The organism is Pseudomonas sp. 5P_5.1_Bac1 (genome assembly GCF_025466015.1).
GTDB lineage: Bacteria > Pseudomonadota > Gammaproteobacteria > Pseudomonadales > Pseudomonadaceae > Aquipseudomonas.
Window position 1 is genome coordinate 73,262 of the sequence record NZ_JANLNX010000055.1, and the last position, 25,268, is coordinate 98,529.

At 65.5% G+C, this 25,268-nt stretch carries 24 protein-coding genes; 9 read left to right on the forward strand and 15 right to left on the reverse strand.

The features are described from left to right. Nucleotides 1-5: 5 nt before the first annotated feature. The gene (locus NTD82_RS11565) at nucleotides 6-1,370 is read right to left on the reverse strand and encodes a GTPase/DUF3482 domain-containing protein (protein WP_262128835.1); all 1,365 of its coding nucleotides are present in this window, start codon (nucleotides 1,368-1,370) and stop codon (nucleotides 6-8) included. Further along, the gene (locus NTD82_RS11570; RefSeq protein ID WP_262128836.1) at nucleotides 1,363-2,742 is read right to left on the reverse strand and encodes a DUF2868 domain-containing protein; all 1,380 of its coding nucleotides are present in this window, start codon (nucleotides 2,740-2,742) and stop codon (nucleotides 1,363-1,365) included. Before NTD82_RS11570 ends, NTD82_RS11565 begins: the two co-directional genes overlap by 8 nt. A gap of 77 nt (nucleotides 2,743-2,819) precedes the next feature. On the opposite strand from NTD82_RS11570, the gene NTD82_RS11575 reads away from it, so the two are divergent. Further along, entirely contained in the window at nucleotides 2,820-3,338 is a 519-nt protein-coding gene (locus NTD82_RS11575; protein WP_262128837.1) for a dihydrofolate reductase, read from the forward strand. 66 nt (nucleotides 3,339-3,404) lie between these two features. Here the strand turns inward: NTD82_RS11575 and NTD82_RS11580 are convergent, their stop codons facing one another. Beyond that, nucleotides 3,405-4,796 (reverse strand): L-cystine transporter, encoded by a 1,392-nt coding sequence (locus NTD82_RS11580; protein WP_262128838.1) that lies wholly within the window; start codon nucleotides 4,794-4,796, stop codon nucleotides 3,405-3,407. A 243-nt stretch (nucleotides 4,797-5,039) separates the two neighbouring features. Between NTD82_RS11580 and NTD82_RS11585 the strand changes: the two genes are divergently transcribed. Then, on the forward strand, nucleotides 5,040-6,095 hold the full coding sequence (locus NTD82_RS11585; RefSeq protein ID WP_262128839.1) for a haloacid dehalogenase-like hydrolase: 1,056 nt from the start codon (nucleotides 5,040-5,042) through the stop codon (nucleotides 6,093-6,095). Nucleotides 6,096-6,222: 127 nt separating this feature from the next. On the opposite strand, the gene ilvD is transcribed toward NTD82_RS11585, so the two are convergent. Next, entirely contained in the window at nucleotides 6,223-8,064 is a 1,842-nt protein-coding gene (gene ilvD, locus NTD82_RS11590; RefSeq protein WP_262128840.1) for a dihydroxy-acid dehydratase, read from the reverse strand. 339 nt (nucleotides 8,065-8,403) lie between these two features. On the opposite strand from ilvD, the gene NTD82_RS11595 reads away from it, so the two are divergent. The 3 genes from NTD82_RS11595 (at nucleotide 8,404) to NTD82_RS11605 (ending at nucleotide 9,623) form a co-directional block, all read left to right on the forward strand. After that, complete coding sequence (locus tag NTD82_RS11595; RefSeq protein ID WP_262128841.1) at nucleotides 8,404-8,886, forward strand: DUF2867 domain-containing protein; 483 nt, start codon at nucleotides 8,404-8,406, stop codon at nucleotides 8,884-8,886. Nucleotides 8,887-9,001: 115 nt separating this feature from the next. Then, nucleotides 9,002-9,184 (forward strand): type II toxin-antitoxin system HicA family toxin, encoded by a 183-nt coding sequence (locus NTD82_RS11600; RefSeq protein ID WP_095156494.1) that lies wholly within the window; start codon nucleotides 9,002-9,004, stop codon nucleotides 9,182-9,184. 37 nt (nucleotides 9,185-9,221) lie between these two features. Continuing rightward, nucleotides 9,222-9,623 carry a type II toxin-antitoxin system HicB family antitoxin gene (locus NTD82_RS11605; protein WP_095156366.1) on the forward strand — a complete coding sequence of 134 codons (402 nt, stop codon included), beginning with the start codon at nucleotides 9,222-9,224 and terminating at the stop codon, nucleotides 9,621-9,623. Between the two features lie 44 nt (nucleotides 9,624-9,667). On the opposite strand, the gene NTD82_RS11610 is transcribed toward NTD82_RS11605, so the two are convergent. Then, entirely contained in the window at nucleotides 9,668-10,864 is a 1,197-nt protein-coding gene (locus NTD82_RS11610) for a class I SAM-dependent rRNA methyltransferase (RefSeq protein ID WP_262128842.1), read from the reverse strand. Nucleotides 10,865-11,019: 155 nt separating this feature from the next. Here NTD82_RS11610 and NTD82_RS11615 point away from each other — a divergent pair, with 155 nt between their 5' ends. Continuing rightward, nucleotides 11,020-11,886: an HDOD domain-containing protein gene (locus tag NTD82_RS11615; protein WP_095156364.1), complete on the forward strand. Its 867-nt coding sequence runs from the start codon at nucleotides 11,020-11,022 to the stop codon at nucleotides 11,884-11,886. A gap of 3 nt (nucleotides 11,887-11,889) precedes the next feature. Then, nucleotides 11,890-12,702, forward strand: coding sequence for a bifunctional DNA-formamidopyrimidine glycosylase/DNA-(apurinic or apyrimidinic site) lyase (mutM, locus tag NTD82_RS11620; RefSeq protein ID WP_095156363.1), 813 nt, complete (start codon nucleotides 11,890-11,892; stop codon nucleotides 12,700-12,702). A 51-nt stretch (nucleotides 12,703-12,753) separates the two neighbouring features. Here mutM and ggt read toward each other — a convergent pair whose 3' ends face one another. From ggt to NTD82_RS11650, 6 genes are all read right to left on the reverse strand, one after another. Continuing rightward, nucleotides 12,754-14,439: a gamma-glutamyltransferase gene (gene ggt / locus NTD82_RS11625; RefSeq protein ID WP_262128843.1), complete on the reverse strand. Its 1,686-nt coding sequence runs from the start codon at nucleotides 14,437-14,439 to the stop codon at nucleotides 12,754-12,756. Continuing rightward, nucleotides 14,439-14,690, reverse strand: a complete 252-nt coding sequence (locus tag NTD82_RS11630; RefSeq protein ID WP_095156361.1) for a YfhL family 4Fe-4S dicluster ferredoxin — start codon at nucleotides 14,688-14,690, stop codon at nucleotides 14,439-14,441. The genes ggt and NTD82_RS11630 overlap by 1 nt, the downstream gene beginning before the upstream one ends. 111 nt (nucleotides 14,691-14,801) lie before the next feature. Next, on the reverse strand, nucleotides 14,802-15,281 hold the full coding sequence (gene coaD / locus NTD82_RS11635) for a pantetheine-phosphate adenylyltransferase (protein ID WP_095156360.1): 480 nt from the start codon (nucleotides 15,279-15,281) through the stop codon (nucleotides 14,802-14,804). A gap of 113 nt (nucleotides 15,282-15,394) precedes the next feature. Continuing rightward, complete coding sequence (locus tag NTD82_RS11640; RefSeq protein ID WP_262128844.1) at nucleotides 15,395-16,993, reverse strand: GMC family oxidoreductase; 1,599 nt, start codon at nucleotides 16,991-16,993, stop codon at nucleotides 15,395-15,397. Nucleotides 16,994-17,010: 17 nt separating this feature from the next. Further along, nucleotides 17,011-17,532: a twin-arginine translocation pathway signal protein gene (locus NTD82_RS11645; protein WP_262128845.1), complete on the reverse strand. Its 522-nt coding sequence runs from the start codon at nucleotides 17,530-17,532 to the stop codon at nucleotides 17,011-17,013. Nucleotides 17,533-17,554: 22 nt separating this feature from the next. Continuing rightward, entirely contained in the window at nucleotides 17,555-18,970 is a 1,416-nt protein-coding gene (locus NTD82_RS11650) for a coniferyl aldehyde dehydrogenase (RefSeq protein ID WP_262128846.1), read from the reverse strand. Nucleotides 18,971-19,135: 165 nt separating this feature from the next. On the opposite strand from NTD82_RS11650, the gene NTD82_RS11655 reads away from it, so the two are divergent. Continuing rightward, nucleotides 19,136-19,801, forward strand: a complete 666-nt coding sequence (locus NTD82_RS11655) for a TetR/AcrR family transcriptional regulator (RefSeq protein ID WP_095156356.1) — start codon at nucleotides 19,136-19,138, stop codon at nucleotides 19,799-19,801. A gap of 29 nt (nucleotides 19,802-19,830) precedes the next feature. Continuing rightward, nucleotides 19,831-20,685 (forward strand): sulfurtransferase, encoded by an 855-nt coding sequence (locus NTD82_RS11660; RefSeq protein ID WP_262128847.1) that lies wholly within the window; start codon nucleotides 19,831-19,833, stop codon nucleotides 20,683-20,685. Here NTD82_RS11660 and NTD82_RS11665 read toward each other — a convergent pair. The 4 genes from NTD82_RS11665 to NTD82_RS11680 all read right to left on the reverse strand — a co-directional run bounded on the left by NTD82_RS11665 (nucleotide 20,682) and on the right by NTD82_RS11680 (nucleotide 25,181). Continuing rightward, entirely contained in the window at nucleotides 20,682-21,683 is a 1,002-nt protein-coding gene (locus NTD82_RS11665; RefSeq protein WP_262128848.1) for a hydrolase, read from the reverse strand. The two genes, NTD82_RS11660 and NTD82_RS11665, sit on opposite strands and share 4 nt — an antisense overlap. Before the next feature lie 92 nt (nucleotides 21,684-21,775). Then, nucleotides 21,776-22,357 carry a 16S rRNA (guanine(966)-N(2))-methyltransferase RsmD gene (rsmD, locus tag NTD82_RS11670; protein ID WP_110970319.1) on the reverse strand — a complete coding sequence of 194 codons (582 nt, stop codon included), beginning with the start codon at nucleotides 22,355-22,357 and terminating at the stop codon, nucleotides 21,776-21,778. Then, nucleotides 22,357-23,832: a M16 family metallopeptidase gene (locus NTD82_RS11675; RefSeq protein ID WP_262128849.1), complete on the reverse strand. Its 1,476-nt coding sequence runs from the start codon at nucleotides 23,830-23,832 to the stop codon at nucleotides 22,357-22,359. The genes rsmD and NTD82_RS11675 overlap by 1 nt, the downstream gene beginning before the upstream one ends. After that, nucleotides 23,829-25,181 carry a M16 family metallopeptidase gene (locus NTD82_RS11680; protein ID WP_262128850.1) on the reverse strand — a complete coding sequence of 451 codons (1,353 nt, stop codon included), beginning with the start codon at nucleotides 25,179-25,181 and terminating at the stop codon, nucleotides 23,829-23,831. Before NTD82_RS11680 ends, NTD82_RS11675 begins: the two co-directional genes overlap by 4 nt. Between the last annotated feature and the right edge of the window lie 87 nt (nucleotides 25,182-25,268).

Below are 25,268 nucleotides of genomic sequence, written 5' to 3' on the forward strand. Positions count from 1 at the left end.
ATAGGCTAGATCTCCAGCACCAGCGCTTCAATCTGCTCCAGCCGCTCCGCCTGACTCACCCTCGCTCCCGGGTTCAACGACGACCACTGCGGATGCGCCCGCGCCTTGCTCAGCGCCGCCGGCAGTTTGCCTTCGCGCCAGGCCTGGTCGGGCGGGGTGTCCAGCTTGATTCGGTTGATCGCCGCATGTCCGCGACTGTCCAGCGCCTGCAACAGTTGCTTCTGCCGCACGGCGAGCAGGCGCAACACCGCATCGTCCACGGTCAGTTCCTGTTGTCCCTTGAGTTTGCCCAGCAACCGCGAACCATAGCTGCGCGCCGTGCCCAGCGCGCCACCGGCGATGGCCCCGGCCAGCGCGGCGACGCCGAGGGTCAGGCCGCCGACCGCGAGGTCGATCCCGGCGCCGGCCGCGGCACCCGCCACAACACCGCCGCCCAGGCGAATGCCCAGTTGCTTGAGGGTTTCCGGATTGAACAGGTCATCGCCCCAGCGCCCGTCCAGCAGCGGCAGGTCGCTGGCGTTGGCGTCTTCGCGGCGGAAGGCATACAGCTTGAGCAGCGCTTCGACGCAGCGTTGCTCACGTTGGCGAATGGTTTCGCGCAGTTCGCGCACGGCGGCGGCCTCTTCGTCTGGCTTGGCCACCACGCTGCGTCGGCAGGCGGCGCAATCCACCAGCAGTTCGGCGATCAGGCGTTTGCCGCTGTGCCGGCGGAGCTGGCGTTGCACCTGCTGGTCGTCGATCAGCCGTTGCAGGGCCGGGCGGGCGTTTTCCAGCATCAGGGCGAGGCTTTCGTACAGCCGTCGTTCGCCGTCTTCCGGTGGTGCGACGCTGTCGAAGCGCACCAGTGCGTGCAGCCCCAACCGGGCCAGGGCCTCACGCCAGTCGGGTTCGCGGTGGTCGCTGCTGGCGACGAAATTGAGCACCGGCAGCAGCGGTTTGCCGCAACCGGCGAGCACTTCCAGTTCGTCGCGGTACTTGGCCAGCACCGGTTCGCGGGCGTCGATCACATACAGCCCGGCGTCGCTGGCCTGCAACTGGCGCAACACTTTGGCCTCCTGTTCGAAGCGCTGGCGCGCCTCGCTGCTCTGCAGGAAGCGTTCGAGCCGGGCCGGGCCGTCGAGGCGCTCACCGGGGCGTTCCAGCCGTTCCAGATAATCGAGCAGGGCGATGGCGTCTTCCAGGCCGGGCGTGTCGTACAGCTCCAGCAGCGGCTGGCCGTCCACCGACAGCCGCGCACCTTCGACATGTCGGGTGGTGCTGGGGCGATGGGACACTTCGCCGAAGCCGACATCGCGGGTCAGGGTCCGCAGCAGCGAGGTCTTGCCGACATTGGTGTGGCCGACCACGGCCAGCTTCAGCGCTTTAGTCATGACCGTGCTCCAGCCAGTTCAACGGTGCCGTGTCGGCGTGGGGCAAGGCCAGCTGGTCCAGGGCCTGATGCCAGTCGCCCAGACGCTCCGCGTCCAGCGCCTGGCCGGGTGGCGGCTGCATCAGCCAGATGCGCGTGGCCGCCGCGCTGCGCGCCAGCTCGGCGAGCAGTGCGAGGCTGCCGCGATCCGGCGAGCGCCGTGGGTCGCAGGCAATCGCCAGGCGCGCCGGAGGAAAGTGGCTGAGCTGTTCCAGCAGGCGCTTGCGCGATTCGCGGCTGTCCAGCACGCCGGCGTTGGTCACCGAGGCCGGCAATGCGGGCGGCCACGGGCGTTGATCGTCCAGTTCCAGGCCCACCAGCAGCGCACCGTCGTGCTGCACGTCGTCCTGGCCGCGTTCGATCTGCGGCAACTGATCGGGCGCGGCATCGTTCACGCCGAGGCGTTCGCTGCTGGGCATCAACGATTCGCGCAGGGCGCTGTAGCCGGGGAGCTTGAGGTCGAGGGCGAGCCGCGCGCGGCCCTGACGCCAGCGCCACAGACAGAACCCCGCCAGCAGCAGGCGCGGCAGGATGCCGTAGACCACCAGCACGCCGAGCAGCCAGCCGGCCCAGGCCTGGCGGCTCAGTTCCAGCGCCGGCTGGCTGTCGCCGCTGGCGCGGATCATCGCCGCGTCCGGGGTGCTGAATCCGAGCAGGGACGGCAGGGCGCCGAGGGTCTGGGTCAGGCTGACGAAGGTATCGGGCTGGAGCAGGGTGGTTTCCCAGACAAAGCCGTAGCGCCGGGTCGAGAGCAGCATCAACAGCAACACCAGCGCGGCGAGCAGGGCCAGCAGCCAGAGGCCGTGGACCAACGTGCCGAGCAGCCAGCGGGTGAGGCGCTGGCGTTGCAGCAGCACCAACAGGGCCGGGGCGAGGTGCGCGGCCTTGGCGTCGCGGGCGAGTTTTTCGCTGAGCCAGAGCCACAGCCGGCCGAGGCTCGCGCCCTGGTCGCCGGCCATGGAAAGGCCGGTGGCCCAGCCCAGCAGCAACAGGAGGTTGAGCCCGAGCAGGCTGCCCAGGGCCCAGAACACATTCACCGGACGCTGACCGTCGCCAAGGGCGGCAAAGGCCAGCCCGGCTCCGCTGACCAGTGCCAGCACCAGCAGCGCGAGCAAGGCCAGGCGGGCGCCGCGCTTGTAGTGTTCCAGCGCCTGGCGCAGGCCGTCGCGTTCGGCCAGGAACAGGGCGCGGTGTTCGATGCGCTGGGCGAGGTCGCCGCCCTGTTGGCGGGCGCGGCGATTGGCTTCCTGGTCTTCCAGGGGCCCCGTGTGTTCTTCGCGCAGGCGCACCGCTTCGGTCAGCCAGCGCTTGTCCAGGTCGGTCAGTCCAGTCACGTACAGCTTCCGTTGAGCGAGTCAGTCTGGAAGCATAACCCAGGCATCCGCCAACGGGCTTTGCTATCCTCGCCGCCATGAAAACATCACGCCCTCTCAGCCTGATCGCGGCCCTCGCCGAGAACCGCGTCATCGGCATCGACAATCGCATGCCCTGGCATTTGCCGGGGGACTTCAAGTACTTCAAGGCCACCACCCTGGGCAAGCCGATCATCATGGGTCGCAAGACCTGGGATTCGCTGGGCCGCCCGTTGCCGGGCCGGCTGAACCTGGTGGTCAGCCGCCAGACCGGCCTGCAACTGCAAGGCGCCGAGGTGTTCGCCTCGCTGGAAGACGCCATCGTCCGCGCCGACCAGTGGGCGGCGGAGCAGGGCGTGGATGAGCTGATGCTGATCGGTGGCGCGCAGCTTTACGGGCAGGCGCTGGAGACGGGACTGGCGGATCGCTTGTACCTGACCCGGGTGGAATTGAGCCCGGAAGGCGATGCCTGGTTTCCCGCGGTGGATGAGCGGGTCTGGACCAAGGTGTCCAGCGAGCAGGCGCCGGCGGAGGAAGGGAAGCCGGTGTATCACTTTGAGGTTTGGGAGCGGGGCTGAGGTTTTGGGACCGCTTTACGGTCCTTTCGCTGCGGTTCGGTGCGCCGAACCGCAGCGATCAGAGTCCTACGAGTGACTCAACTGCACCTGCTCATCCGCCGCCAGCAGCGCCTTGTCGGTCTGCCCCATGATCTGGCTGGTGATAGTCCCCGCCGTCATCGCGCCGCTGACATTCAGCGCCGTGCGGCCCATGTCGATCAGCGGTTCGACCGAGATCAGCAGCGCCACCAGCTCCACCGGCAAGCCCATTGCCGGCAGCACGATCAGCGCGGCGAAGGTCGCCCCGCCACCCACCCCGGCCACCCCGGCCGAACTCAAGGTCACCACTGCCACCAGCGTCGCGATCCAGAGCGGATTCAGCGGGTCGATGCCGACTGCCGGCGCAACCATCACCGCCAGCATCGCCGGATACAGCCCGGCGCAACCATTCTGGCCGATGGTGGCGCCGAACGACGCGGCGAAGCTGGCGATGGCCTGCGGCACGCCCAGGCGGCGGGTTTGCGCTTCGATGCTCAGCGGAATGCTGGCGGCGCTGGAGCGGCTGGTGAAGGCGAAGGTCAGCACCGGCCAGACCTTGCGCAGGAAGCGCAGCGGGTTGACCCCGGAAAGGCTCAGCAACACGCCATGCACCACGAACATCAGCGCTAGGCCGATGTAGGACACCACCACGAAACTGCCCAGCTTGAGAATGTCGTCCAGGTTCGAACTGGCGACCACTTTGGTCATCAGCGCCAGCACGCCATACGGGGTCAGTTTCATCACCAGGCGCACCAGGCGCATCACCCAGGCTTGCAGGGTTTCGATGGCGGCGAGGGCGCGGTTGCCTTTCTCCGGTTCGTCCTTGAGCAGTTGCAACGCGGCCACGCCGAGGAAGGCGGCGAAGATCACCACGCCGATGATCGAGGTCGGCCGGGCCCGGGCCAGGTCGCCCACCGGGTTGCTCGGGATGAACGAGAGCAGCAGTTGCGGGATGTTCAGGTCGGCGACCTTGCCCGCGTAATCGCTCTGGATCACTTGCAGGCGCGCGGTTTCCTGCGTGCCGGCCACCAGTCCTTCGGCGCTCAGGCCGAACAGGTTGGTCAGGACGATACCGATCAGCGCGGCGATCGCGGTGGTGAACAGCAGCGTGCCGATGGTCAGCACGCTGATCCGGCCCAGCGACGAGGCATTGTGCAGCCGCGCCACGGCGCCGAGGATCGAGACGAAGATCAGCGGCATGACGATCATTTGCAGCAACTGCACATAGCCGTTGCCGACCAGGTCGAGCCAGCCGATGGTGGCTTTGAGCACCGGGCTGCCGGCGCCGTAGATCGCATGCAGCGCGGCGCCGAACAACACGCCCAGCACCAGGCCGATCAGCACCTTCCTGGCCAGGCTCCAGTTGCGGTGACGGGTTTGAGCCAGGCCCAGCAGCAACGCCAGGAACACCAGCAGATTGAGAAACAGCGGCAGGTTCATTGAAGCTCCAGAAAAAACGACGCGCATCGCCACTGTGGGCGATAGCTGAAACGAAAATGCTAACAGTCTGAAAACAAAGGACTTTATATCGATATGGAATGACGAGTGTCGTTTCTGGAATAACAGAAGGTCGTTTTTGGACAAGTGGCTGCCGTTGAGGCCGTTGTCGACGTCGTTGTCAGAGTTGGGCGGTGACGGTGGACTGCTTAGGGTGGAGCGCACCCTTTTGCAGGAGACCCGCACATGACGTTCGCTCCGAAAATCCTCGCCGCCGGCCTGGCCCTGCTATTCGCCGGGCAGACGCTGGCGGTGGAGTTGAAACACTGGCCGGCCCCGGCCGCGAAGCAGCTCGACGCGATGATCGCCGCCAATGCCCACAAGGGTAACTACGCGGTGTTCGACATGGACAACACCAGCTACCGCTTCGACCTCGAAGAATCGCTGCTGCCGTTCATGGAAAACAAAGGCCTGCTGACCCGCGACAAGCTCGACCCCTCGCTCAAGCTGATCCCGTTCAAGGACACCGCCGAGCACAAGGAAAGCCTGTTCAGTTACTACTACCGCCTCTGCGAAATCGACGACATGGTCTGCTACCCGTGGGTCGCGCAGGTGTTTTCCGGCTTCACCCTCAAGGAACTCAAGGGCTACGTCGATGAGCTGATGGCGTCGGGCAAGCCGGTGCCGAGCACCTACTTCGACGGCGATCAGGTCAAGCCCATCGACGTGCAACCGCCCAAGGTGTTCACCGGGCAGACCGAGCTGTTCAACAAGCTGATGGAGAACGGCATCGAGGTCTACGTGATGACCGCGGCTTCCGAAGAGCTGGTGCGCATGATCGCTGCCGATCCGAAGTACGGCTACAACGTGAAGCCGCAGAACGTCATCGGCGTCAGCCTGTTGCTCAAGGACCGCACCAGTGGCGCGCTGACCACCGCGCGCAAGCAGATCAGCGCCGGCCAGTACGACCCCGCCGCCAACCTCGGCCTGGAACTGACCCCGTACCTGTGGACCCCGGCGACCTGGATGGCGGGCAAGCAGGCGGCGATCCTCACCTACATCGATGAGTGGAAGAAACCGGTGCTGGTGGGCGGCGACACCCCGAGCAGCGACGGCTACATGCTGTTCCACAGTGTCGATGTGGCCAAGGGCGGGGTTCATCTGTGGATCAACCGCAAGGCCAAGTACATGGACCAGATCAACGGGATGATGGCCAAGCACGCGGCGGCCCAGGCCAAGGAAGGGTTGCCGGTGACGGCGGACAAGAATTGGGTAGTGGTGACGCCCGAAGACATTCAATAGCTCGCACGGCCTCATCGCTGCGGCTCGGCGCCCTGAACCGCAGCGATGAGGCTCCTGAGCCCACGGCAGGATCCCCATAAAAAAACCGGCACCCAAGGGCGCCGGTTTTTTCATTCCGATCTACAACTCACAGCCCGTCGAGCAGGGCCTTGTTGCGCACCGCGCCTTTGTCGGCGCTGGTGGCCAGCAGGGCGTAGGCTTTCAGCGCGGTGGTCACCTTGCGCGGACGCTGTTCCACCGGCTTCCAGCCTTTCTGGTCCTGGACGATGCGGCGCGCCGCCAGTTCTTCGTCGCTGACCAACAGGTTGATCGAGCGGTTCGGAATGTCGATCAGCACCTTGTCGCCGTCCTGTACCAGGCCGATGGCGCCGCCCGCAGCCGCTTCCGGCGAGGCGTGGCCGATGGACAGGCCCGAGGTGCCGCCGGAGAAACGGCCGTCGGTCAGCAGGGCGCAGGCTTTGCCCAGGCCCTTGGACTTCAGGTACGACGTCGGGTACAGCATTTCCTGCATGCCCGGGCCGCCTTTCGGACCTTCGTAGCGAATGATGACGATGTCGCCTTCCTTCACTTCGTCGGCGAGGATGCCGCGTACCGCGCTGTCCTGGCTTTCGAAGATCTTCGCGTTGCCTTCGAACACATGGATCGACTCATCGACGCCCGCGGTCTTCACCACGCAGCCGTCCAGCGCGATGTTGCCGTACAGCACGGCCAGGCCGCCTTCTTGCGAGTAGGCGTGCTCGACGCTGCGGATGCAGCCGTGTTCACGGTCGTCGTCCAGGGTTTCCCAGCGGGTCGACTGGCTGAACGCGGTTTGCGTCGGGATGCCGGCCGGGCCTGCCTTGAAGAAGGTGTGCACGGCTTCGTCGTCAGTCTGGGTGATGTCCCACTTGGCGATGGCTTCTTCCATGCTCGGGCTGTGCACCGTCGGCAGGTCGGTGTGCAGCAGGCCGCCACGGGCCAGTGAGCCGAGGATGCTGAAGATGCCGCCGGCGCGGTGGACGTCCTCCATGTGGTACTTCTGGATGTTCGGCGCGACCTTGCACAGTTGCGGCACTTTGCGCGACAGGCGATCGATGTCGCGCAGGTCGAACGGGATCTCGGCTTCCTGGGCCGCGGCCAGCAGGTGCAGGATGGTGTTGGTCGAGCCGCCCATGGCGATGTCGAGCATCATGGCGTTCTCGAACGCCTTGAAGTTGGCGACGTTGCGCGGCAGCACGCTGTCGTCGTTGTCGCCGTAGTAGCGCTTGCACAGCTCGACGATGGTGCGGCCAGCCTTGAGGAACAGTTGCTCGCGGTCGCTATGGGTGGCGAGGGTCGAACCGTTGCCCGGCAGGGCCAGGCCCAGGGCTTCGGTCAGGCAGTTCATCGAGTTGGCGGTGAACATGCCGGAGCACGAACCGCAGGTCGGGCAGGCGCTGCGCTCGTACTCGGCGACTTTCTCGTCGCTGGCGGTGGAGTCGGCGGCGATGACCATGGCGTCGACCAGGTCCAGGCCGTGGCTGGCCAGCTTGGTCTTGCCGGCTTCCATCGGGCCGCCGGAAACGAAGATCACCGGGATGTTCAGGCGCAGGGCGGCCATCAGCATGCCGGGGGTGATCTTGTCGCAGTTGGAGATGCAGACGATGGCGTCGGCGCAGTGGGCGTTGACCATGTACTCGACGGAGTCGGCGATGATCTCGCGGCTCGGCAGCGAATAGAGCATGCCGTCGTGGCCCATGGCGATGCCGTCATCCACCGCGATGGTGTTGAATTCCTTCGCCACGCCGCCTGCGCGTTCCACTTCGCGGGCGACCAGTTGGCCCAGGTCCTTCAGGTGCACGTGGCCCGGGACGAACTGGGTGAACGAGTTGGCGATCGCGATGATCGGCTTCTTGAAGTCCTCGTCCTTCATACCGGTGGCGCGCCACAGCGCGCGGGCACCGGCCATGTTGCGGCCGTGGGTGGACGTTTTGGAACGGTAATCAGGCATGAAGCACTCCTGGCGGCTAATCAGGTATCAATGAGGGGAGTGAGCTTCTCTTGTCCTTGGTACCGCAAGGCAGGTGGCCGCTGGTACGGATGAAGCCGAAGACGCCGCGGGATCGCCGTGCGCTCGGCCAGAGCTCATAAACCCGCCGGGGGATGACTGGCGATGAATAGGGCCGATTCTACACCGCTGGCGGGCTTAGGGAATGGCGCAATAGACAGTTGGCGCGCGCGGCAAGGCGCTTTGTGGCGCAGACAAGCCCTTTTTTGGTCGGGGTCGCTTTCCGGGCGGCGGAGCGCTACCGTGATCGACTTCTCGCTTTGGACTTCCATGGAGGAGTTTATGGTCCACCCTGCCGATGTTCCCGCCAGCAGCGTCCTGCGGATGCTGTCCACCACGGCCTGGTTCTTCGACTGCTTCGCCCGCCGGGTGACGCCCGAACAGGGCCTGACCGCGCTGGATGCCTACCAGCGGATGAGCCGCGCGGTGCCGGATTGGGTCAACCAGGCGATCCGCCTGCGCGACATGATGGTCCGGCCCTTCGGCCTCAAGCCGGTCGCCGGCTTCAACTTGCGCGAGCAGAAGACCCCGCAGGTGGGCGACAACCTCGATTTCTTCCAGATCGCCGCCGTGACGGACAAGGAACTGGTGCTGTCGCTCAAGGACAGCCACCTGGATGTCCTGATTTCCGTGCACCTGGACCCGAACAACCAGCTCAGCCTGACCTCCATCGTCGAGCCGCACAATGCATTGGGGCGGTTCTACATGCGCCTGATCGCGCCGTTTCATCGGCGGGTGGTGAGGTCGATGTTGGGCAGGATCTAGTCAGCTAGCGCCCGGCAGCAGGCCATTAAAAGATAACTCTGGACACATCTTTTTCGGGGTGCTTTGATGGCTCAGCGCTTATGTTTGCTCCTTCGCTCATCAGGGAGAGATGGAGGTGCAAAGCAGACTGTTGATCAAGGAGCTTGAAGCTGCTGGTTGGTTTTTGAAGCGTGTCACGGGAAGCCATCACATTTTCAAGCACCCCCGCAATCCAAACTCAATCCCCGTGCCCCATCCCAAAAAGGACCTGCCGCTGGGCACGGTAAAAAGCATCAGGGAACGGGCTGGGCTGAAATAACCCGGGCTCGCCTTTTGCAACTTCGCAGGAGTCAAACATGCAATACCCGATCTGCATCGAATGGGGCGATGAAAAGACCGCCACGGGCATCCAGATTCCGGATATCCCTGGTGCGGTCACTGCAGGCGATACCTTCGAGGATGCCTATGCCGCCGCAGTCGAGGTTGCGCACATCATGCTGGAAGAGATTGTCGGGAGCGGTCAGTCCATTCCTATGCCCACCAGCGCGGCTACTCATCGCAGCAATCCCGATTTCGCGGGCATGGGGTGGGGAATGCTCGAAATCGACGTCACGCCATACTTGGGCAAGACCGAGAAAGTGAATGTCACCCTGCCAGGTTTTGTCATTCAGCGTATCGACCGCTATGTTCGCGACCACAACGTGAAAAGCCGCTCTTCCTTCCTCGCCGATGCCGCGCTGGAGAAACTGGGGCGATAAAAAATCCCGGCACCAGGCCGGGATTTTTCATTGCATCGACGCACTCAGCTATTAGGCAGCAGGCGGCAGGTGATGCTCTTGATGTAGCGGGTTTCCGGGATCGCCGGGTGCACCGGATGGTCCGGGCCCTGGCCGCCGCGCTCGAGGAACTGGATATTGCGGTCCAGGTGGCGGGCGCTGGTGAGCAGGATGTTCTGCAGGTCGTCTTCCGGCAGGTGCATCGAGCACGATGCGCTGACCAGGATGCCGTCCTTGCTGAGCAGGCGCATGGCCTGTTCGTTCAGGCGGCGGTAGGCGCCTTCGCCGTTTTTCAGGTCTTTCTTGCGTTTGATGAAGGCGGGCGGGTCGGCAACGATCACGTCGAAGCGCTCTTCCGACGCTTTCAGCTCGCGCAGCGCGGCGAACACGTCGCCTTCGATGCAGGTCATTTTCTCGGCGAAGCCGTTCAGCGCGGCATTGCGCTCCACGCCGTCGAGGGCGAAGCTCGAGGCGTCGACGCAGAACACTTCGCTGGCGCCGAAGGCCGCGGCCTGTACGCCCCAGCCGCCGATGTAGCTGAACAGGTCAAGGACGCGCTTGCCTTTGACGTACGGCGCCAGGCGCGCGCGGTTCATGCGGTGGTCGTAGAACCAGCCGGTCTTCTGGCCTTCCATCACCGGCGCTTCGAACATCACGCCGTTTTCTTCCAGCGCAACCCACTCCGGCACTTCGCCGTAGGCGGTCTCGACATAACGTTCCAGGCCTTCGGCATCGCGGGCGGAAGAGTCGTTCTTGAACAGCACGCCGCTCGGTTTGAGCACCTGGATCAGCGCGGCGAGGACGTCATCGCGGTGACGCTCCATGGCCGGCGAGGCCAGTTGCACCACGAGGATGTCGCCGAAACGGTCGACCACCAGGCCCGGCAGCAGGTCGGAATCGCCGTAGACCAGGCGGTAGAACGGTTTGTCGAACAGGCGCTCGCGCAGCGACAGGGCGACGTTCAGGCGGTGTACCAGCAGCGATTTGTCCAGCGCTAGCTTGACGTCGCGCGACAGCAGGCGGGCGCAGATCAGGTTGTTCGGGCTCAGGGCGACGATGCCCAGGCCCTTGCCGCCCGCGGTTTCCAGAACGGCCTGGTCGCCGGCCTTGAAGCCGTGCAGCGGGGTGGCGGCGACGTCGATTTCGTTGCTGTAGACCCACAGGTGGCCAGCGCGTAGGCGGCGGTCGGCGTTGGCTTTGAGGCGAAGGGTGGGCAGGGACATGACGTCGCTCCGGGAAAAAAGAGCGGGAGTATAGCCTGTCGACCAGGCGAGCACTGCGCCGGCGCGACAAATTGCAGGCCAGCGGACGGTATTTTGCGTGGCGCCCCACTGTACTGATCAGGTTAGAATTCGCCGTCAGCCGCGAGTGTGAATTTATGACCCCGGAACTAACCGCCGAACAGATCCAGCAAGCCTTGCAAGGCATCAGCGTCCCGCCCCAACCGCAGATCATGGTGGACCTGCAGATGGAGCAGTACATGCCCGATCCCGACCTCGAGGTGATCGCCAAGCTGATTTCCCAGGACCCTGGCCTGTCTGGCGCGCTGCTGAAGATCGTCAACTCACCGTATTACGGCCTGACCAACAAGATCGCCTCGATCCAGCGCGCGGTGAACCTGCTGGGCAGCCGTTCGATCATCAACCTCATCAACGCCCAGTCGATCAAGGGCGAGATGAGCGATGAAACCATCGTCACCCTCAACCGTTTCTGGGACACGGCCCAGGACGTGGCGATGACCAGCCTGACCCTGGCCAAGCGATTTGGCTCCCAGGCGGTGGACGAGGCTTACGCGTTGGGTCTGTTCCACGATTGCGGCGTGCCGCTGATGCTCAAGCGTTTCCCCGAATACATGCGTGTGCTGGAAGACGCCTACGCCAGCGCCGGTGACAACCAGCGGGTGGTGGACACCGAGAACCAGGTGTTCAACACCAACCATGCGGTGGTGGGCTACTACACGGCCAAGTCCTGGCGCCTGCCGGAGCATGTCAGCAACGCTATCGCCAACCACCACAACGCCCTGGCGGTGTTCAGCGACGACTCGCCGCGCAACGCGCCGCTGAAAAACCTGCTGGCGATCCTGAAGATGGCCGAGCACATCTGCGCATCGCACCGGGTGCTGGGCAACCAGAGCGTGGACCACGAGTGGAATACCGTCGGGCACCTGGTGCTGGACTATATCGGCCTGTCGGAATACGACTTCGAGAGCCTCAAGCAAACCATCCGCGAACTGGGCAGCCATTGATCCATGCCGGAACTACCTGAAGTCGAAACCACTCGCCGGGGCATCGCCCCTTACCTCGAAGGCCAGCGTGTCAGCCGGGTGATCGTGCGCGAGCGCCGTCTGCGCTGGCCAATCCCTGAAGACCTCGACGTACGCCTGTCCGGGCAGCGGTTCGTCTCGGTGGAGCGGCGTGCGAAATACCTGTTGTTGAATGCCGAGGTGGGGACGCTGATCAGCCACCTGGGCATGTCCGGCAACCTGCGGCTGGTGGAAATCGGCTTGCCGGCAGAAAAGCACGAGCATGTGGATATCGAGCTGGAGTCCGGCCTGGCGCTGCGCTACACCGATCCGCGGCGCTTCGGCGCGATGCTCTGGAGCCAGACGCCGTTGGAGCATGAACTGCTGATTCGGCTCGGGCCGGAGCCGCTGACTGATCTGTTTGATGGCGAACGGCTGTTCCAGCTGTCTCGCGGGCGGTCGATGGCGGTGAAGCCGTTCATCATGGATAACGCCGTGGTGGTCGGGGTTGGCAATATCTACGCGACCGAAGCGTTGTTCGCGGCGGGTATCGACCCGCGCCGCGAGGCGGGCGGGATTTCCCGGGCGCGTTACCTGCGGCTGGCGATCGAGATCAAGCGCATCCTCGCGGCGGCGATCGAGCGAGGCGGCACCACCTTGCGGGACTTTATCGGCGGGGATGGTCAGCCGGGGTACTTCCAGCAGGAGCTGTTCGTCTACGGGCGGCGCGAAGAGCCGTGCAAGGTGTGCGGCACGGTCTTGCGGGAAGTGAAACTGGGGCAGCGGGCGAGTGTGTTTTGTCCGCGGTGTCAGAAGTAGATCGTTGTTGAGTTTGCTGGCCTTATCGCTGGCTTGCCAGCGATGAGGCCATCAGGGCTTCACCACCTCTGAACTGCCCACCCCACGCGGATCACTCGCCGCCTCCAGCCGCCCGTCCCGCTTGTCCCAGAACAGCACCTGCTGATTGCCGTAGCTGCGCCCCAGATCCTTCAGCTCATAACCGCGCGCCCGCAGCGCCTCCTGCTCCGTCTCGCTGAACGCGCCCGGCTCATGCTCCACCACATCCGGCAAATACTGGTGGTGATAGCGCGGCACCGCTGGCCAGGTGCTCACTGGCCGACCGTCCAGATACTCCAGCATTGACAGCAGCACCATGCTCGGAATCCGGCTTCCACCCGGCGTGCCGAAGGCGGCGAACTCTCCAGGGCTTTCGATGAAGCTCGGGCTCATGCTCGACAGCGGTCGCTTGCCGGCCGCCACGGCGTTGGCCTGGCTGCCGCTCAGGCCGTAGCTGTTGCTGCCGTGCGGGTCGGCGGCGAAGTCGTCCATTTCATTGTTCAGCACCACGCCGGTACCGGGCGCGGTGAAGGCTGCGCCGAAAGGCAGGTTGACGGACAAGGTCGCCGCAACGGCATTGCCGTCGGCGTCGATCACGGCGAAGTGGGTGGTGTGGTCGCCTTCGCGCCAGGCGGGTGACGGCGGCAGGCGGCTGCTCGGTGTGGCGTCGTGCACGTCGATGCTGTCGGCCAGCTCAACCAGGTGCGAGCGCGACAGCAGGCGCGGCACGGGATTATCCACATGGTCCGGGTCACCAAGCAGGCCACGGTCACGGTAGGCCCGGCGCAAGACTTCCAGCACATAGTGGGCGCGCTGCACCTTGTCGGCGCTTTGCCATGGCAGGCGCTGGAGCATCGCCAGGCTCTGGGCGATAGCCACGCCGCCAGCGGACGGCGGCGGGGCGCTGATCAGTTCGCGCTGGTCGGCAAGGCGATAGCGCAGCGGCTCGCGCTCGGCGGTGCGGTAGTTGGCGAGGTCGTCCAGGCTCCAGATGCCGCCGGCGGCGTTGACTTCCCGCACCAGCGTTTGCGCCACCGGACCCCGGTAGAAACCGTCGCGGCCCTGATCTGCCAAGCGTTGCAGGGTTGCGGCCAGTTCCGGCTGGCGGATCGCTCGGCCGAGGGCCGGCACTTCATTGCGATCAAGAAACAGCCGTGCGCTTTCCGCGTCATCACGCAGGGCGCTGAGGCGCATCGTGGCGCGGTCGCGGTAGATGCGATCGACGGCAAAACCCTGGTTGGCGAGGCGAATCGCCGGCGCCAGGCTGCTGCGTAGAGGGAGTTTGCCGTAGCGCGCGGCGAGTTCGTCCAGCGCCGCGGGCAGGCCGGGAATGGCCGCCGCCAGCGGACCGTTGATCGACAGGCCGGGCTCGACCTTGCCGTCTTTCAGGTACATGTCCGCCGTGGCGTTGCCGGGCGCCTTTTCGCGGGCGTCGATAAAGCGGTAGCCGGTGGGCGTGCCGGGCTGGCGCAGCAGGAAGAAGCCGCCGCCGCCCAGGCCCGAGCCGTAGGGTTCGACTACCGCCAGCGCGGCGCTCACGGCAATCGCCGCGTCGAAGGCGTTGCCGCCCTGGCGGACGATTTCCCGCGCCGCGGCGGTGGCTTCAGGGTGAGGCGTGGCGATTGCCGCGCGCCCCGGTCCGTCGGCCAGGGCCGCAATGCTGCACAGCGCCAGGCTGGCGCCGAGGAACAACGATCGGAGAGGGGCGACGCCCCGCATCAGGCCTTGCCGGTAATACGGCGGTATTTGGTCATCAGCTCGTCTTCGGTTTCCGGGTGGGCTTCATCCAGCGGGATGCAGTCGACCGGGCAGACTTGCTGGCATTGCGGTTCGTCATAGTGGCCGACGCACTGGGTGCACAGGTTCGGGTCGATCACGTAGATCTCTTCGCCCTGGGAGATGGCGGCGTTCGGGCACTCGGGTTCGCAGACGTCGCAGTTGATGCAATCGTCGGTGATGATCAGGGACATGGGGACTCCGGCCAGGCTCTCGCGCACTGGCAATTGAAAACCAATGGGCGCAATTGTGCCGTATTAGCGCCCGCAGTGCACGCGGGCGCGGGTTTCAGGCCGGAGTTGAGATTACTTCTTGAATCGCTCGGTGAGTGCGTCGGCCACCACCGGGTGGACGAACTTGGTGATATCGCCGCCCAGGGCCGCGATCTCGCGCACCAGCGTCGAGGAGATGAACGAATAACGCTCCGATGGGGTGAGGAACAGGCTTTCGACGTCGGGCGCCAGTTGCCGGTTCATGTTGGCCAACTGGAACTCGTACTCGAAGTCCGACACCGCGCGCAGGCCGCGCAGGAAGACATTCGCGCCTTGCTCCTTGGCGAAGTGCGCCAGCAACGTGGAGAAGCCAAGGACTTCGACGTTGGGCAGGTGCCGGGTGACCTCACGCGCCAGTTCTACTCGTTGTTCCAGCGGGAACAGCGGGTTTTTCTTGGGGCTGGCGGCAACCGCGATGATCACATGATCGAACAGGCGCGAGGCGCGTTCGACCAGATCGCCATGGCCCTTGGTAATCGGGTCGAAAGTACCCGGGTACAACACTCGGTTCATCGCGTCGTCCTGGCAGGAGGGCGTTAGGGAGTCGGATGGTAGCGCAGCCGATACGGTCGGGCCAAGTCGCCATCACCGGCCCAACGGACTATAGACAGCGCGGCCCGCTGTTGTCATGCGGGCATTTTCAGGCGTTCGGCGAGTTGGTCGCTGAGTCGGGCGCTGATGGCGTAGACCGACAGTTGCGGGTTGGCGCCGATGCTGGTGGGGAACAGCGAGCCATCGTGGATCGACAGGTTTTCCAGTTGATGGTGCCGGCCGAGACTGTCGCAGACGCTCTGGCGCGGGTCTTCGCCCATGGCGCAGCCGCCCATCACATGGGCGCTGCCGAGGCGGGTGAGGAACCGCTCCAGCGACAAGTCGTCGATCATCGCGCGGGCCTCGGCCAGGCTTTTTGCGGGGCGGGCATGGCTGTGCAGCGGCAGGACGCTCTCGGCCCCGGCGGCGAACTGAATCTGCGCCATGCTGTGAAAAGCGCGGCGCACGCCGTCCCACGCATAGGCCGACACCGGGTAATCGAGCACCGGCGTGCCGTCGCCGCGCAATTGCACGCTGCCGCCGACGCTGTCCGGGTGGAAGCCGTCGCGCAGCAGGGCCAGCATCACGTGGGTGTGGGGCAGGTCGGCCATGCGCAGGGCGTTGTCCTCGCCAAAGCCGCCGAGCAGCGTGGCGGCCAGGGCCGGGTGCAGCGGCGGTACTTCCAGCTTGTAGCCCATGGCGCCGGTGACGCCGCCGCGCCACTGGAAGTGATCGCTGTAGATCGACTGCGGCGCGCCGTAGAACGGATTCACCGGTTCGGCGAAACGCGCCGCGCTGAAGTTGACCAGGTGCAGGAAGGTTCGCTTGCCGAGACGCTGATGCGGGTCCGGGGCGCCGGAGCGCAGCAGCAGAGCCGGGCTGTTGATGCCGCCGCCAGCCAGCAGGTAGTGCCGCGCTCGCACCCGGATGCGCCGGCCGGTGGGTGCGACGCAGCGCGGGTCCATGGCCACACAGTGCAATTCGCGGATGCGCTGGCCGTCGTGTTCGAAGCGCTCGGCGCGGGCGAGGTAGAGCAGTTCGCCGCCGTTTTCCAGCGTCGCCGGAATGCTGGTGACCAGCATCGATTGCTTGGCGTTGAGCGGGCAGCCCATGCCGCAATAGCCGAGGTTGCCGCAGCCGCGCACATTGCGCGGAATCACTTTCCAGTCCAGGCCGAGGGCCGCGCAGCCACGGCGCAGCACATCGTTGTTGGCGTTGGGCGGCACCTGCCAGGGGGCGATGTTCAGGCGCTGCTCCATGCGCTCGAACCAGGGCCCCAGGTCATCCACGCCGAGGCCGCTGACGCCGTGTTCACGGGCCCAGTGCTGCAGGGTCGGTTCCGGGGTGCGGAAGCTGGAGGTCCAGTTGATCAGCGTGGTGCCGCCCACGGCGCGGCCCTGAAGGATGGTGATGGCGCCGTCCTTGCTCATGCGGCCGATGCCTTCCTGATAGAGGCGGGCGTAGGCCTCGTGCTCGAGCATTTTGAAGTCGCTGCTGGTCTGCAGCGGGCCTTCCTCGATCAGCAGCACCCGGTAGCCGGCTTCGCTGAGGCGTTCGGCGCTGGTGGCGCCGCCCGCCCCGCTGCCGATGATGGCGATGTCGGTTTCCAGGGTCAGGTCCTGGCTCAGGGCGGAGCCGTCACGGGTTTTCCAGCCACGGGCGAGGCCGTCGCGGAACAGGTCGGGTACGGGCATGGGCGGGCTCTTGTCGGTCAGAATTTCGGCGGGCCGGGATAACCGCAGGTGCCCCAGGATTCGGGCAGGCTGTACCAGGCCATCAGCAGCAGTTGCAGCAGCGAGCAGTAACCCTGGCGCAGCAGGTTCAGCGCGCTGTCCTGCCAGCGCAGCAGAAAGGCGCGGATGTCTGCGGGGCTGGCCTGTTCCCAGGCGCCCCAGATGCCGGTGAGCGGACCGCGGGTCAGCGGCAGGGCGAGCACGTCGAGCAGTTGTCGGGTCAGCGCGAGCATTTCCGGCGAGAGGCTGGCGAGCGTGTCGTCGAGACGGGCGAGAACCGCTTCCGTGGCGCTGGCGGGCGCGGCGCCCGCGAGGATTACCGGGGTGATGGCGCGCAGCAGCGGCAGATCAGCCTTGCGCAGCACAGCGAAGCCGCTGGCGGGCGCTTCGGCGGAGCAGCCGAGCAAGCTGGCGCCGCCGAGAAAAAGCGTGGCGCCAAGACTGAACTTGAGCAGGCCGCGGCGGTTGAGCGCGGCGGCGTCGGGCAGGCATGTTGTCATTATTGTCGGGCCTGTGCAGCGATCAGCGGATGAAGAAACGGTACACCAGTTGTTGCAGGCGCTTGCCATAAGGCGGGTAGATCAGCCGCGCCAGGTTCAGGCGCTGCTTGGCCAGCACACCCTTGGCCTGACTGAAGGTCTGGAAGCCTTCGTAGCCGTGGTAATGGCCCATGCCGGAAGGGCCGACGCCGCCGAACGGCAGGTCATCCTGGGCGACATGCAGCAACGTGTCGTTGAGACAGGCGCCGCCGGAATGGGTGTTTTCCAGCACCAGGTTCTGTTCGCCGCGCTCGTAGCCGAAGTAGTAAAGCGCCAGGGGCCGCGGTCGCTGATTGATGTAGGCAATGGCTTCGTCGATATGCCGGTAAGGAACGATGGGCAGCAGCGGGCCGAAAATTTCGTCCTGCATCACCTGCATCTGCTCGTGGACGTCTTGCAGCAGATAGGGCGGCAGGCGGCGACCTTGCAGCGGTTCGTCCGGGTACAGATTGGTCACCGTGGCGCCTTGCAGGCGGGCGTCGGCGAGGTAGCTGTTGAGCCGGGCCAGGTGGCGCTCGCTGATGATCGCCGTGTAGTCCGGGTTGCCCTGCACCTGTGGGTAAAAGCGTTTTACCGCCTCGCGGTAGGCGTCGATAAAGCCGGCGATCCGCTCTTCCGGCACCAGCACGTAGTCCGGCGCGACGCAGGTCTGCCCGGCGTTGAGGGTCTTGCCGAAGGCGATGCGCTCGGCGGCGTCGGCCAGCGGTACGCGGGAGGAGACGATAGCTGGCGATTTGCCGCCCAGTTCCAGGGTCACCGGGGTGAGGTTGTCGGCGGCAGCGCGCATCACATGGCGACCGATGCTGGTGGCGCCGGTGAACAGCAGGTGGTCGAACGGCAGGCGGGAGAATGCCTCGCCCACGTCGGCCTCGCCCAGCACCACGCTGACCATGTCGGTGGGAAACACCGACTCCAGCAGGCTCTTGAGCACCAGCCCGGTGGCCGGCGTGGTTTCGCTGAGCTTGAGCATCACCCGGTTGCCCGCGGCCAGGGCGCCGGTGAGCGGGCCAATGGCAAGAAATAGCGGGTAGTTCCACGGCACGATCACCCCGACCACGCCCAGCGGTTGGTAGTGCACGCGCGCACTGGCCGGCTGGAAGGCCAGGCCGACGCTGCGGCGCCGGGACTTCATCCAGTGGCCGAGGTGTTTTTCCGCATGGGCCAGGCCCAGCACGCTGGGCATCAGTTCAGCCAGCCGGGTTTCGTCGGCGCTGCGCCCGTTGAAGTCCTGATCGATGGCGGTGACCAACTCGTCCTGTCGCTCGATCAGCGCCTGGCGCAGGGCCTTGAGCCATTGCCGGCGCTGGGCCAGGGGCGGCATGGGCAGGCGGTTGAAGGCGTCGCGCTGTTGTTCGAACAGGGCGTCGAGCCAGTCCAGTTGGGACATCGGGACCTCCATGACTAATTGTTTCGGCTAGAGCATATACTCTAGTTGGTCTTTTTGTGTGGCTCTGTCGGGCCTCATCGCAGCGCTGAATTCCCCTGCATTCAGCAGATGCACGCACCCCATTGAGGCCGTAAGATTAACCAAACATTTCAAGCTCACGCTTTTGGAGCTGGCGTCATGGCCCCGCGTATCAAGACCCGCGAGCGCATCGTGCAAAACAGCCTGGAGCTGTTCAACCAGCAGGGCGAGCGCAGCGTCAGTACCAACCACATCGCCGCGCATATGGAAATCTCGCCCGGCAACCTCTACTACCACTTCGCCAACAAGCAGGAAATCATTGCCGAGTTGTTCAGTCAGTATGAGGAACAGGTGGAAAGTTTCCTGCACCCGCCCAAAGGCCGTCTGGCCACGGTCGAGGACAAGCGCTTCTACTTGAAGGCGATCCTCGCCGCGATGTGGAACTACCGCTTCCTGCACCGCGACCTCGAACACCTGCTCGACAGCGACAAGGAACTGGCCGCCCGCTATCGGCGCTTTTCCCAGCGTTGCCTGTTGCAGGGCCAGGCCATTTACACCGGCTTTGTCGAGGCGGACATCCTGGAAATGAACACGGTGCAGATCGAGTCGCTGACCCTCAACGCCTGGATCATCCTCACGTCCTGGGTCCGCTTTCTCTGCACCACCCGGGAAAATGCCGCGCATTTGAGTGAAGAAGCCATCAAGCGCGGCGTTTATCAGGTGCTGGTGCTGGAGCTCGGTTTCGTCACCGCCACGGCGCGCCCGGCGGTGGACGCGCTGTGTGAAGAATTCTACGTACCGCTGCAGCAGGCGCTGGAGCAGTAACGCCCCGTTCAATCGATATGGAGACTGTCATGCCTCACGCGCAACTGATTGCACCCCGGCAACTGGCGGAACGCCTCGGCGAGCCGAAGCTGGTGATTCTCGATTGTCGTTTTGCCCTGGAAGATCCGGATTACGGCCAGCGCAGCTATGCCGAGGGGCATATTGCCGGCGCGCATTTCGCCGATCTGGAACGCGACCTGAGCGCGCCAGTGGTCAAGGGTGTGACCGGACGCCATCCGCTGCCGCAACCGGAGCGGTTGATCGAGCGCCTGCAGCAATGGGGCATCGATAACGACAGCGACGTGGTGCTCTATGACGACGGCCCCGGTGCATTCGCCGCGCGGGCCTGGTGGTTGCTCGCCTGGCTGGGCAAGCGCAGCGGTGTGTACTTGCTCGATGGCGGTCTCAAGGCCTGGCATGCGGCGGGCCTGCCGCTGAGCCTGGACCTGGCGGACAAGCGCGAAGGCACGTTCAGTGGTGAGCCGGATTCGGCGTTGCTGATCAGTGCCGAGCAATTGCGCGAGCGTCTGGGCGACCCGGCCCTGACCTTGCTCGATGCCCGCGCCCTGCCGCGTTTTCGCGGTGAAGTGGAGCCGATCGACCCGGTGGCCGGGCACATTCCCGGCGCGCAATGCGCGGCGTTCACCGACAACTTGGGTGCCGACGGCCACTTCCTGCCCGCCGACCAGCTAAAGGCCCGCTTCGCTAAACTGATCGGTGCGCGCAAGCCGGAGTCGCTGGTGGCCTACTGCGGTTCCGGGGTTACCGCCTGCCACAACCTGTTCGCCCTGAGCCTGGCCGGTTATCCGCTGGCGCCGCTGTACGCGGGCTCGTGGAGCGAGTGGATCAATAATCCGCAGCACCAAATCGCGACCGGCGATTAACGGCCCGCCTGCTGCGCCAGCCACTCGGGGATACGCCGTTCCAGGTAATACCCCGGCTGGCGCAGACTGCCCTCGATGAAGCCGACATGACCGCCATGAGCGTGTAGCTCAAGGCGGGTGCTGCTGGCCAACTCACAGGCTTCGGGAAGGCTGTGGCTGAAGACGAACGGGTCGTCGCGGGACTGGATGATCAGCGTTGGCGTGCGGTTCTCGCCCAGGTAGTAGCGGCTGGACGAGCGCTTGTAATAGTCGTGGGCATCATCGAAACCATTGAGCGGCGCGGTGATGCGTCCGTCGAAGTCCCAGAACGTGCGCAGGTTGGTCAGCGGCCCGAGCCGGGCCAGGGCCTCCAGCCCTTCGTGGTGGCCTTGGTGCTGGAAGTGCCGCTCCTTGTTCTTCACGTAGGTGACCATTTCGCGGATGAAATGCCGCTGGTAAACCCGCGAGAAGCCCAGGCTGATGCGGTCGGCGCACTGGTCCAGGCGAAACGGCACCGACACCGCCACGGCGGCCTGCAACTGGCTCGCCGAGCCGGTCTCGCCCAGGTATTTGAGCAGCACATTCCCGCCCAATGAATAACCCACCGCGTACAGCGGCGCCGACGGCCGCTGGGCACGCAGGTGGGCGATCACTTCGGCCAGGTCTCCGCTGGCACCGGAGTGGTAGCTGCGCGGCAGCAGGTTCGGCTCGCCCGAGCAACCGCGCCAGTTCACCGCCACGCTGGCCCAGCCGCGGGCGTTCAGCGCGTGTTGCAGGCCGAGCACGTAATGCGAGGAGGATGAGCCGGTCAGCCCGTGCAGCACCAGCACCAGGGGCGAGGTGTTGTCGCGGGGGCCGCTCCAGTCCAGGTCGAGGAAATCGCCGTCGGCCAGCCACACGCGTTCGCGCTGGTGATCCAGTGCTGTCGACTTGCGCCACAGCGGACCCCAGAGGGTTTGCAGGTGAGGGTTGCGAAGTCCTGTCGCGGGTCTGAAAGGCGGGGCGGGGGACATGGACATCAGGGTTTCACTCGGGAATACGCGACAGGCTTGATTACCAGTGTAAGTGCTGGCTCAGGCGCCTGCCGCGCGAGATGACGGACAGATGACGGTCAGCCGCGCTCCCACAGCGCGTAGTACACCTGACCGGCTTTTTTCTCGCGGTGCAGGCGCCAGTTGCCCGGCAGGTTCAGCGACGAAGGCGAGGTCTCGCTCTCGGTGTAGATCCAGGCGCGATCGGCCAGCCAGCCGCGCTCTTCGAGCAGGGCGCAGGTGCTCGGCAGCAGGTCCTGGTGGAACGGCGGGTCGAGGAACACCACGTCGAAGGCGAGCTTGGGCTCACCTTGCAGGTAACGCTGGGCATCGCTCTGGAATACCTGGCCGCGCGGGCAGCGCAGCAGTTCGAGGTTCTGCCGCAGGCTGGCGATGGCCGCGGAATTGCTGTCCAGGGCCACGGAATCGCCGGCCCCGCGGGACAGGGCTTCCAGGTACAAGGCGCCGCTGCCGGTGAAGGCATCCAGCACCTTGGCGCCTTCGATGTGCGCGGCAAGCCAGTTGAACACGGTTTCCCGCACCCGGTCCGGCGTCGGGCGCAGGCCGGGGGCACTGGGGAAGCTCAGGCGACGGCTGCGCCATTCGCCGGCGATGATGCGCAACTGGCCTGGGCCCGTTTGCGGCTTGGATGGACTGGCCATTAATGCTCCGGTACGCCGAGCGGCTGCTCGGCGGGTTTATCGAGGGGTGGTGGCAGCGGCTGCTGCGGCACCTTGGGGCCGGCGGTGACGATCACCAGTTTGTCGGCCGACAGGTGGCGGTTCAGCGCGTCGCGAACCTGTTCCACGGTCAGTTCCTGAGACTGGCGCATGTAGTCTTCAAGGTAGGTCAGCGGCAGATTATAGAAGCCGATGGCGCCCAGTTGGCCGACGATGCTCGCGTTGCTGGCATTGGACAGCGGGAAGCTGCCGGCCAGTTCACGCTTGGCGTCGTCCAGTTCCTGCTGGGTCGGGCCGGTCTTCAGGTAATCGCTGAGAAGGTCCTGCACCAGCTTGAGCGTGCCTTCGCTGAGTTCCGCGCGGGTCTGCAGGTTGATCATGAACGGCCCTTGCGCCTGCATCGGCACGAAGGTGGAGTAGACGCCGTAGGTCAGCCCGCGTTTCTCCCGCACTTCGCTCATCAGGCGGGTGCCGAACGAGCCACCGCCGAGGATCTGGTTGCCCAGCGAGAGGGCGGCGTAGTCCGGGTCGTTACGGTCGATGCCCAGTTGCGCCAGCAGCAGGTGCGTCTGCTTGGACGGGAAGTCGATGTGCGTCGCGCCGGCCTTGGGCTCGGCGGGCTGCTCGACCTTGGCCAGCGCCGGGCCTTTCGGCAGCGCGGCGGAGACTTGCGAGGCAATGGCCTCGGCGTCGGCGCGGCTGAGGTCGCCGACCAGGGCGATCACCGTGTTGCCAGCGGTGTAGGCCTTGGCGTGGAAGGCGCGCAGTTGTTCCAGGGTGATCGGCGGAATGGTCTTGGCGGTGCCGTCGCTCGGGTGGCCGTAGGGGTGCTGGCCGTACAGACGCGCGAACAGTTCCTGGCTGGCGAGCTTGCCGGGGTTCTGTTTCTGGTACTCGAAGCCGGCGAGGATCTGGTTCTTGATCCGGGCCAGGGCGTCTTTCGGGAAGGTCGGCTTGCCCACTACTTCGGCGAACAGCTTCAACGCCGGCTCGCGCTTGTCGGCAGCGCTCAGGCTGCGCAGCGAGGCTACCGCCATGTCGCGGTAGGCGCCGTTGCCGAAGTCGGCGCCCAGGCCTTCGAAGCCCTGGGCGATGGCGCTGACGTCCTTGCCGGCCACGCCTTCATTGAGCATGGCGTTGGTCAGCGAGGCGATGCCGGGGGTGGCGCCGTCATGGCTGCTGCCGGCGGCGAAGGTCAGGCGCAGGTCGAACATCGGCAGCTCGTGGGCTTCGACGAACAGCACCCGCGCGCCTTCGGCGGTGTTCCAGGTCTGGATGTTCAGGGCGCGGTGGCTCGGTGCCTTGCCATCCAGCTCGGCCAGCGACTGCAGGGTGTTGGTCGGCTTGGCGGCTGAGGCCGGGGTGCTGTCGGCGTAGGCGGGCGCGGCCAGGGCTACGGCCAGCGCGAGAATGCCGAGGCCCTTGAGGTTGAAGCGGGGCATGGTCTGCTGGCTCATTGGGCGCGCTCCTCGGGCAGTACATGGGCGATGCTCAGGCGCTCGCGGGTGAAGTAGGTGCGCGCGGCGTTCTGGATGTCCGCGGGGGTCACGCTCTTCAGTTCGTCCAGCTCGTTGTCGATCAGCTTCCAAGACAGGCCGACCGTCTCCAGTTGGCCGATGGTGGTGGCCTGGCTGCTGATGGAGTCGCGGTCGTAGACCAGGCCGGCGATCACCTGGGCGCGCACGCGCTCCAGCTCTTCGGCGCTTGGCGGGGTGGTCTTCAGTTCGTCGAGCAACTGCCAGATACCGGTTTCGACCTGGGCGAGGGTCTTTTTCTTCTGCGTGTTCGGGGTTGCCGAGAGCACGAACAGGCTGTCGCCGCGGGTGAACGGGTCATAGCGGGTCGAGGCGCCGGCCACCAGTTCCTGACCGCGCTCCAGACGGCTGGCCATGCGGGCGCTGTAGCCGCCGTCGAGCAGGGCCGAAATCAGCCGCAGGGCATGCACTTCACGAGGATTCTTCGCGGTGGCCAGGCCCGGCACGTTGAAGCCATAGATCAGGCTCGGCAGTTGCGTGCGCACGTGCACGGTCAATTGGCGCTGGCCGGGTTCAGCCAGTTCCAGCGGCAGCTTGGTCGGCGGCAGGGTACGTTTCGGGATGCCGGCGAACCAGCGGTCGGCCAGCTTGCGCACTTCATCGACGGTGATGTCACCGACCACCACCAGGGTGGCGTTGTTCGGTGCGTACCAGGACTCGTACCAATGACGCAGCTCTTCGACCTTCATGCGTTGCAGGTCGGCCATCCAGCCGATGGTCGGCGTGTGGTAGCCGCTGGCCGGGTAGGCCATCGCCTTGAACAGCTCGAATGCCTTGGAACCGGGGTTGTCGTCGGTGCGCAGGCGGCGCTCTTCCTTGATGACCTCGATTTCGCGGCTGAACTCGTCGGCCGGCAGGCGCAGGCTGGCCATGCGGTCGGCTTCCAGTTCCAGGGCGACGTTCAGGCGATCACGGGCCAGGACCTGGTAATAAGCGGTGTAGTCGTCGCTGGTGAAGGCGTTTTCCTCGGCGCCGAGGTCGCGCAGGATGCGCGAGCCCTCGCCGGGGCCAACCTTCTCGCTGCCTTTGAACATCATGTGCTCAAGAGCGTGGGACAGGCCGGTCTGGCCCGGGGTCTCGTAGCTGGAGCCGACCTTGTACCAGACCTGCGAAACCACCACCGGGGCGCGATGGTCTTCGCGTACGACGACTTTCAGGCCGTTGTCGAGGATGAATTCGTGGGTGGGTTGCGGTTCGGCGGCGAGGGCCGCCAGGGGCAGGCAAATCGTGCTGAGCAGCAGGCCAGCGGCACGGCGGGCTAGAGCATTCATTCGTAGTTCAACCTGTTGGGCTGCCCGCATGGCCTTAGCGTCGGCGGGCTAGGAGGTGCTAGGATACTGATCCGGTTGCCTGGCGAC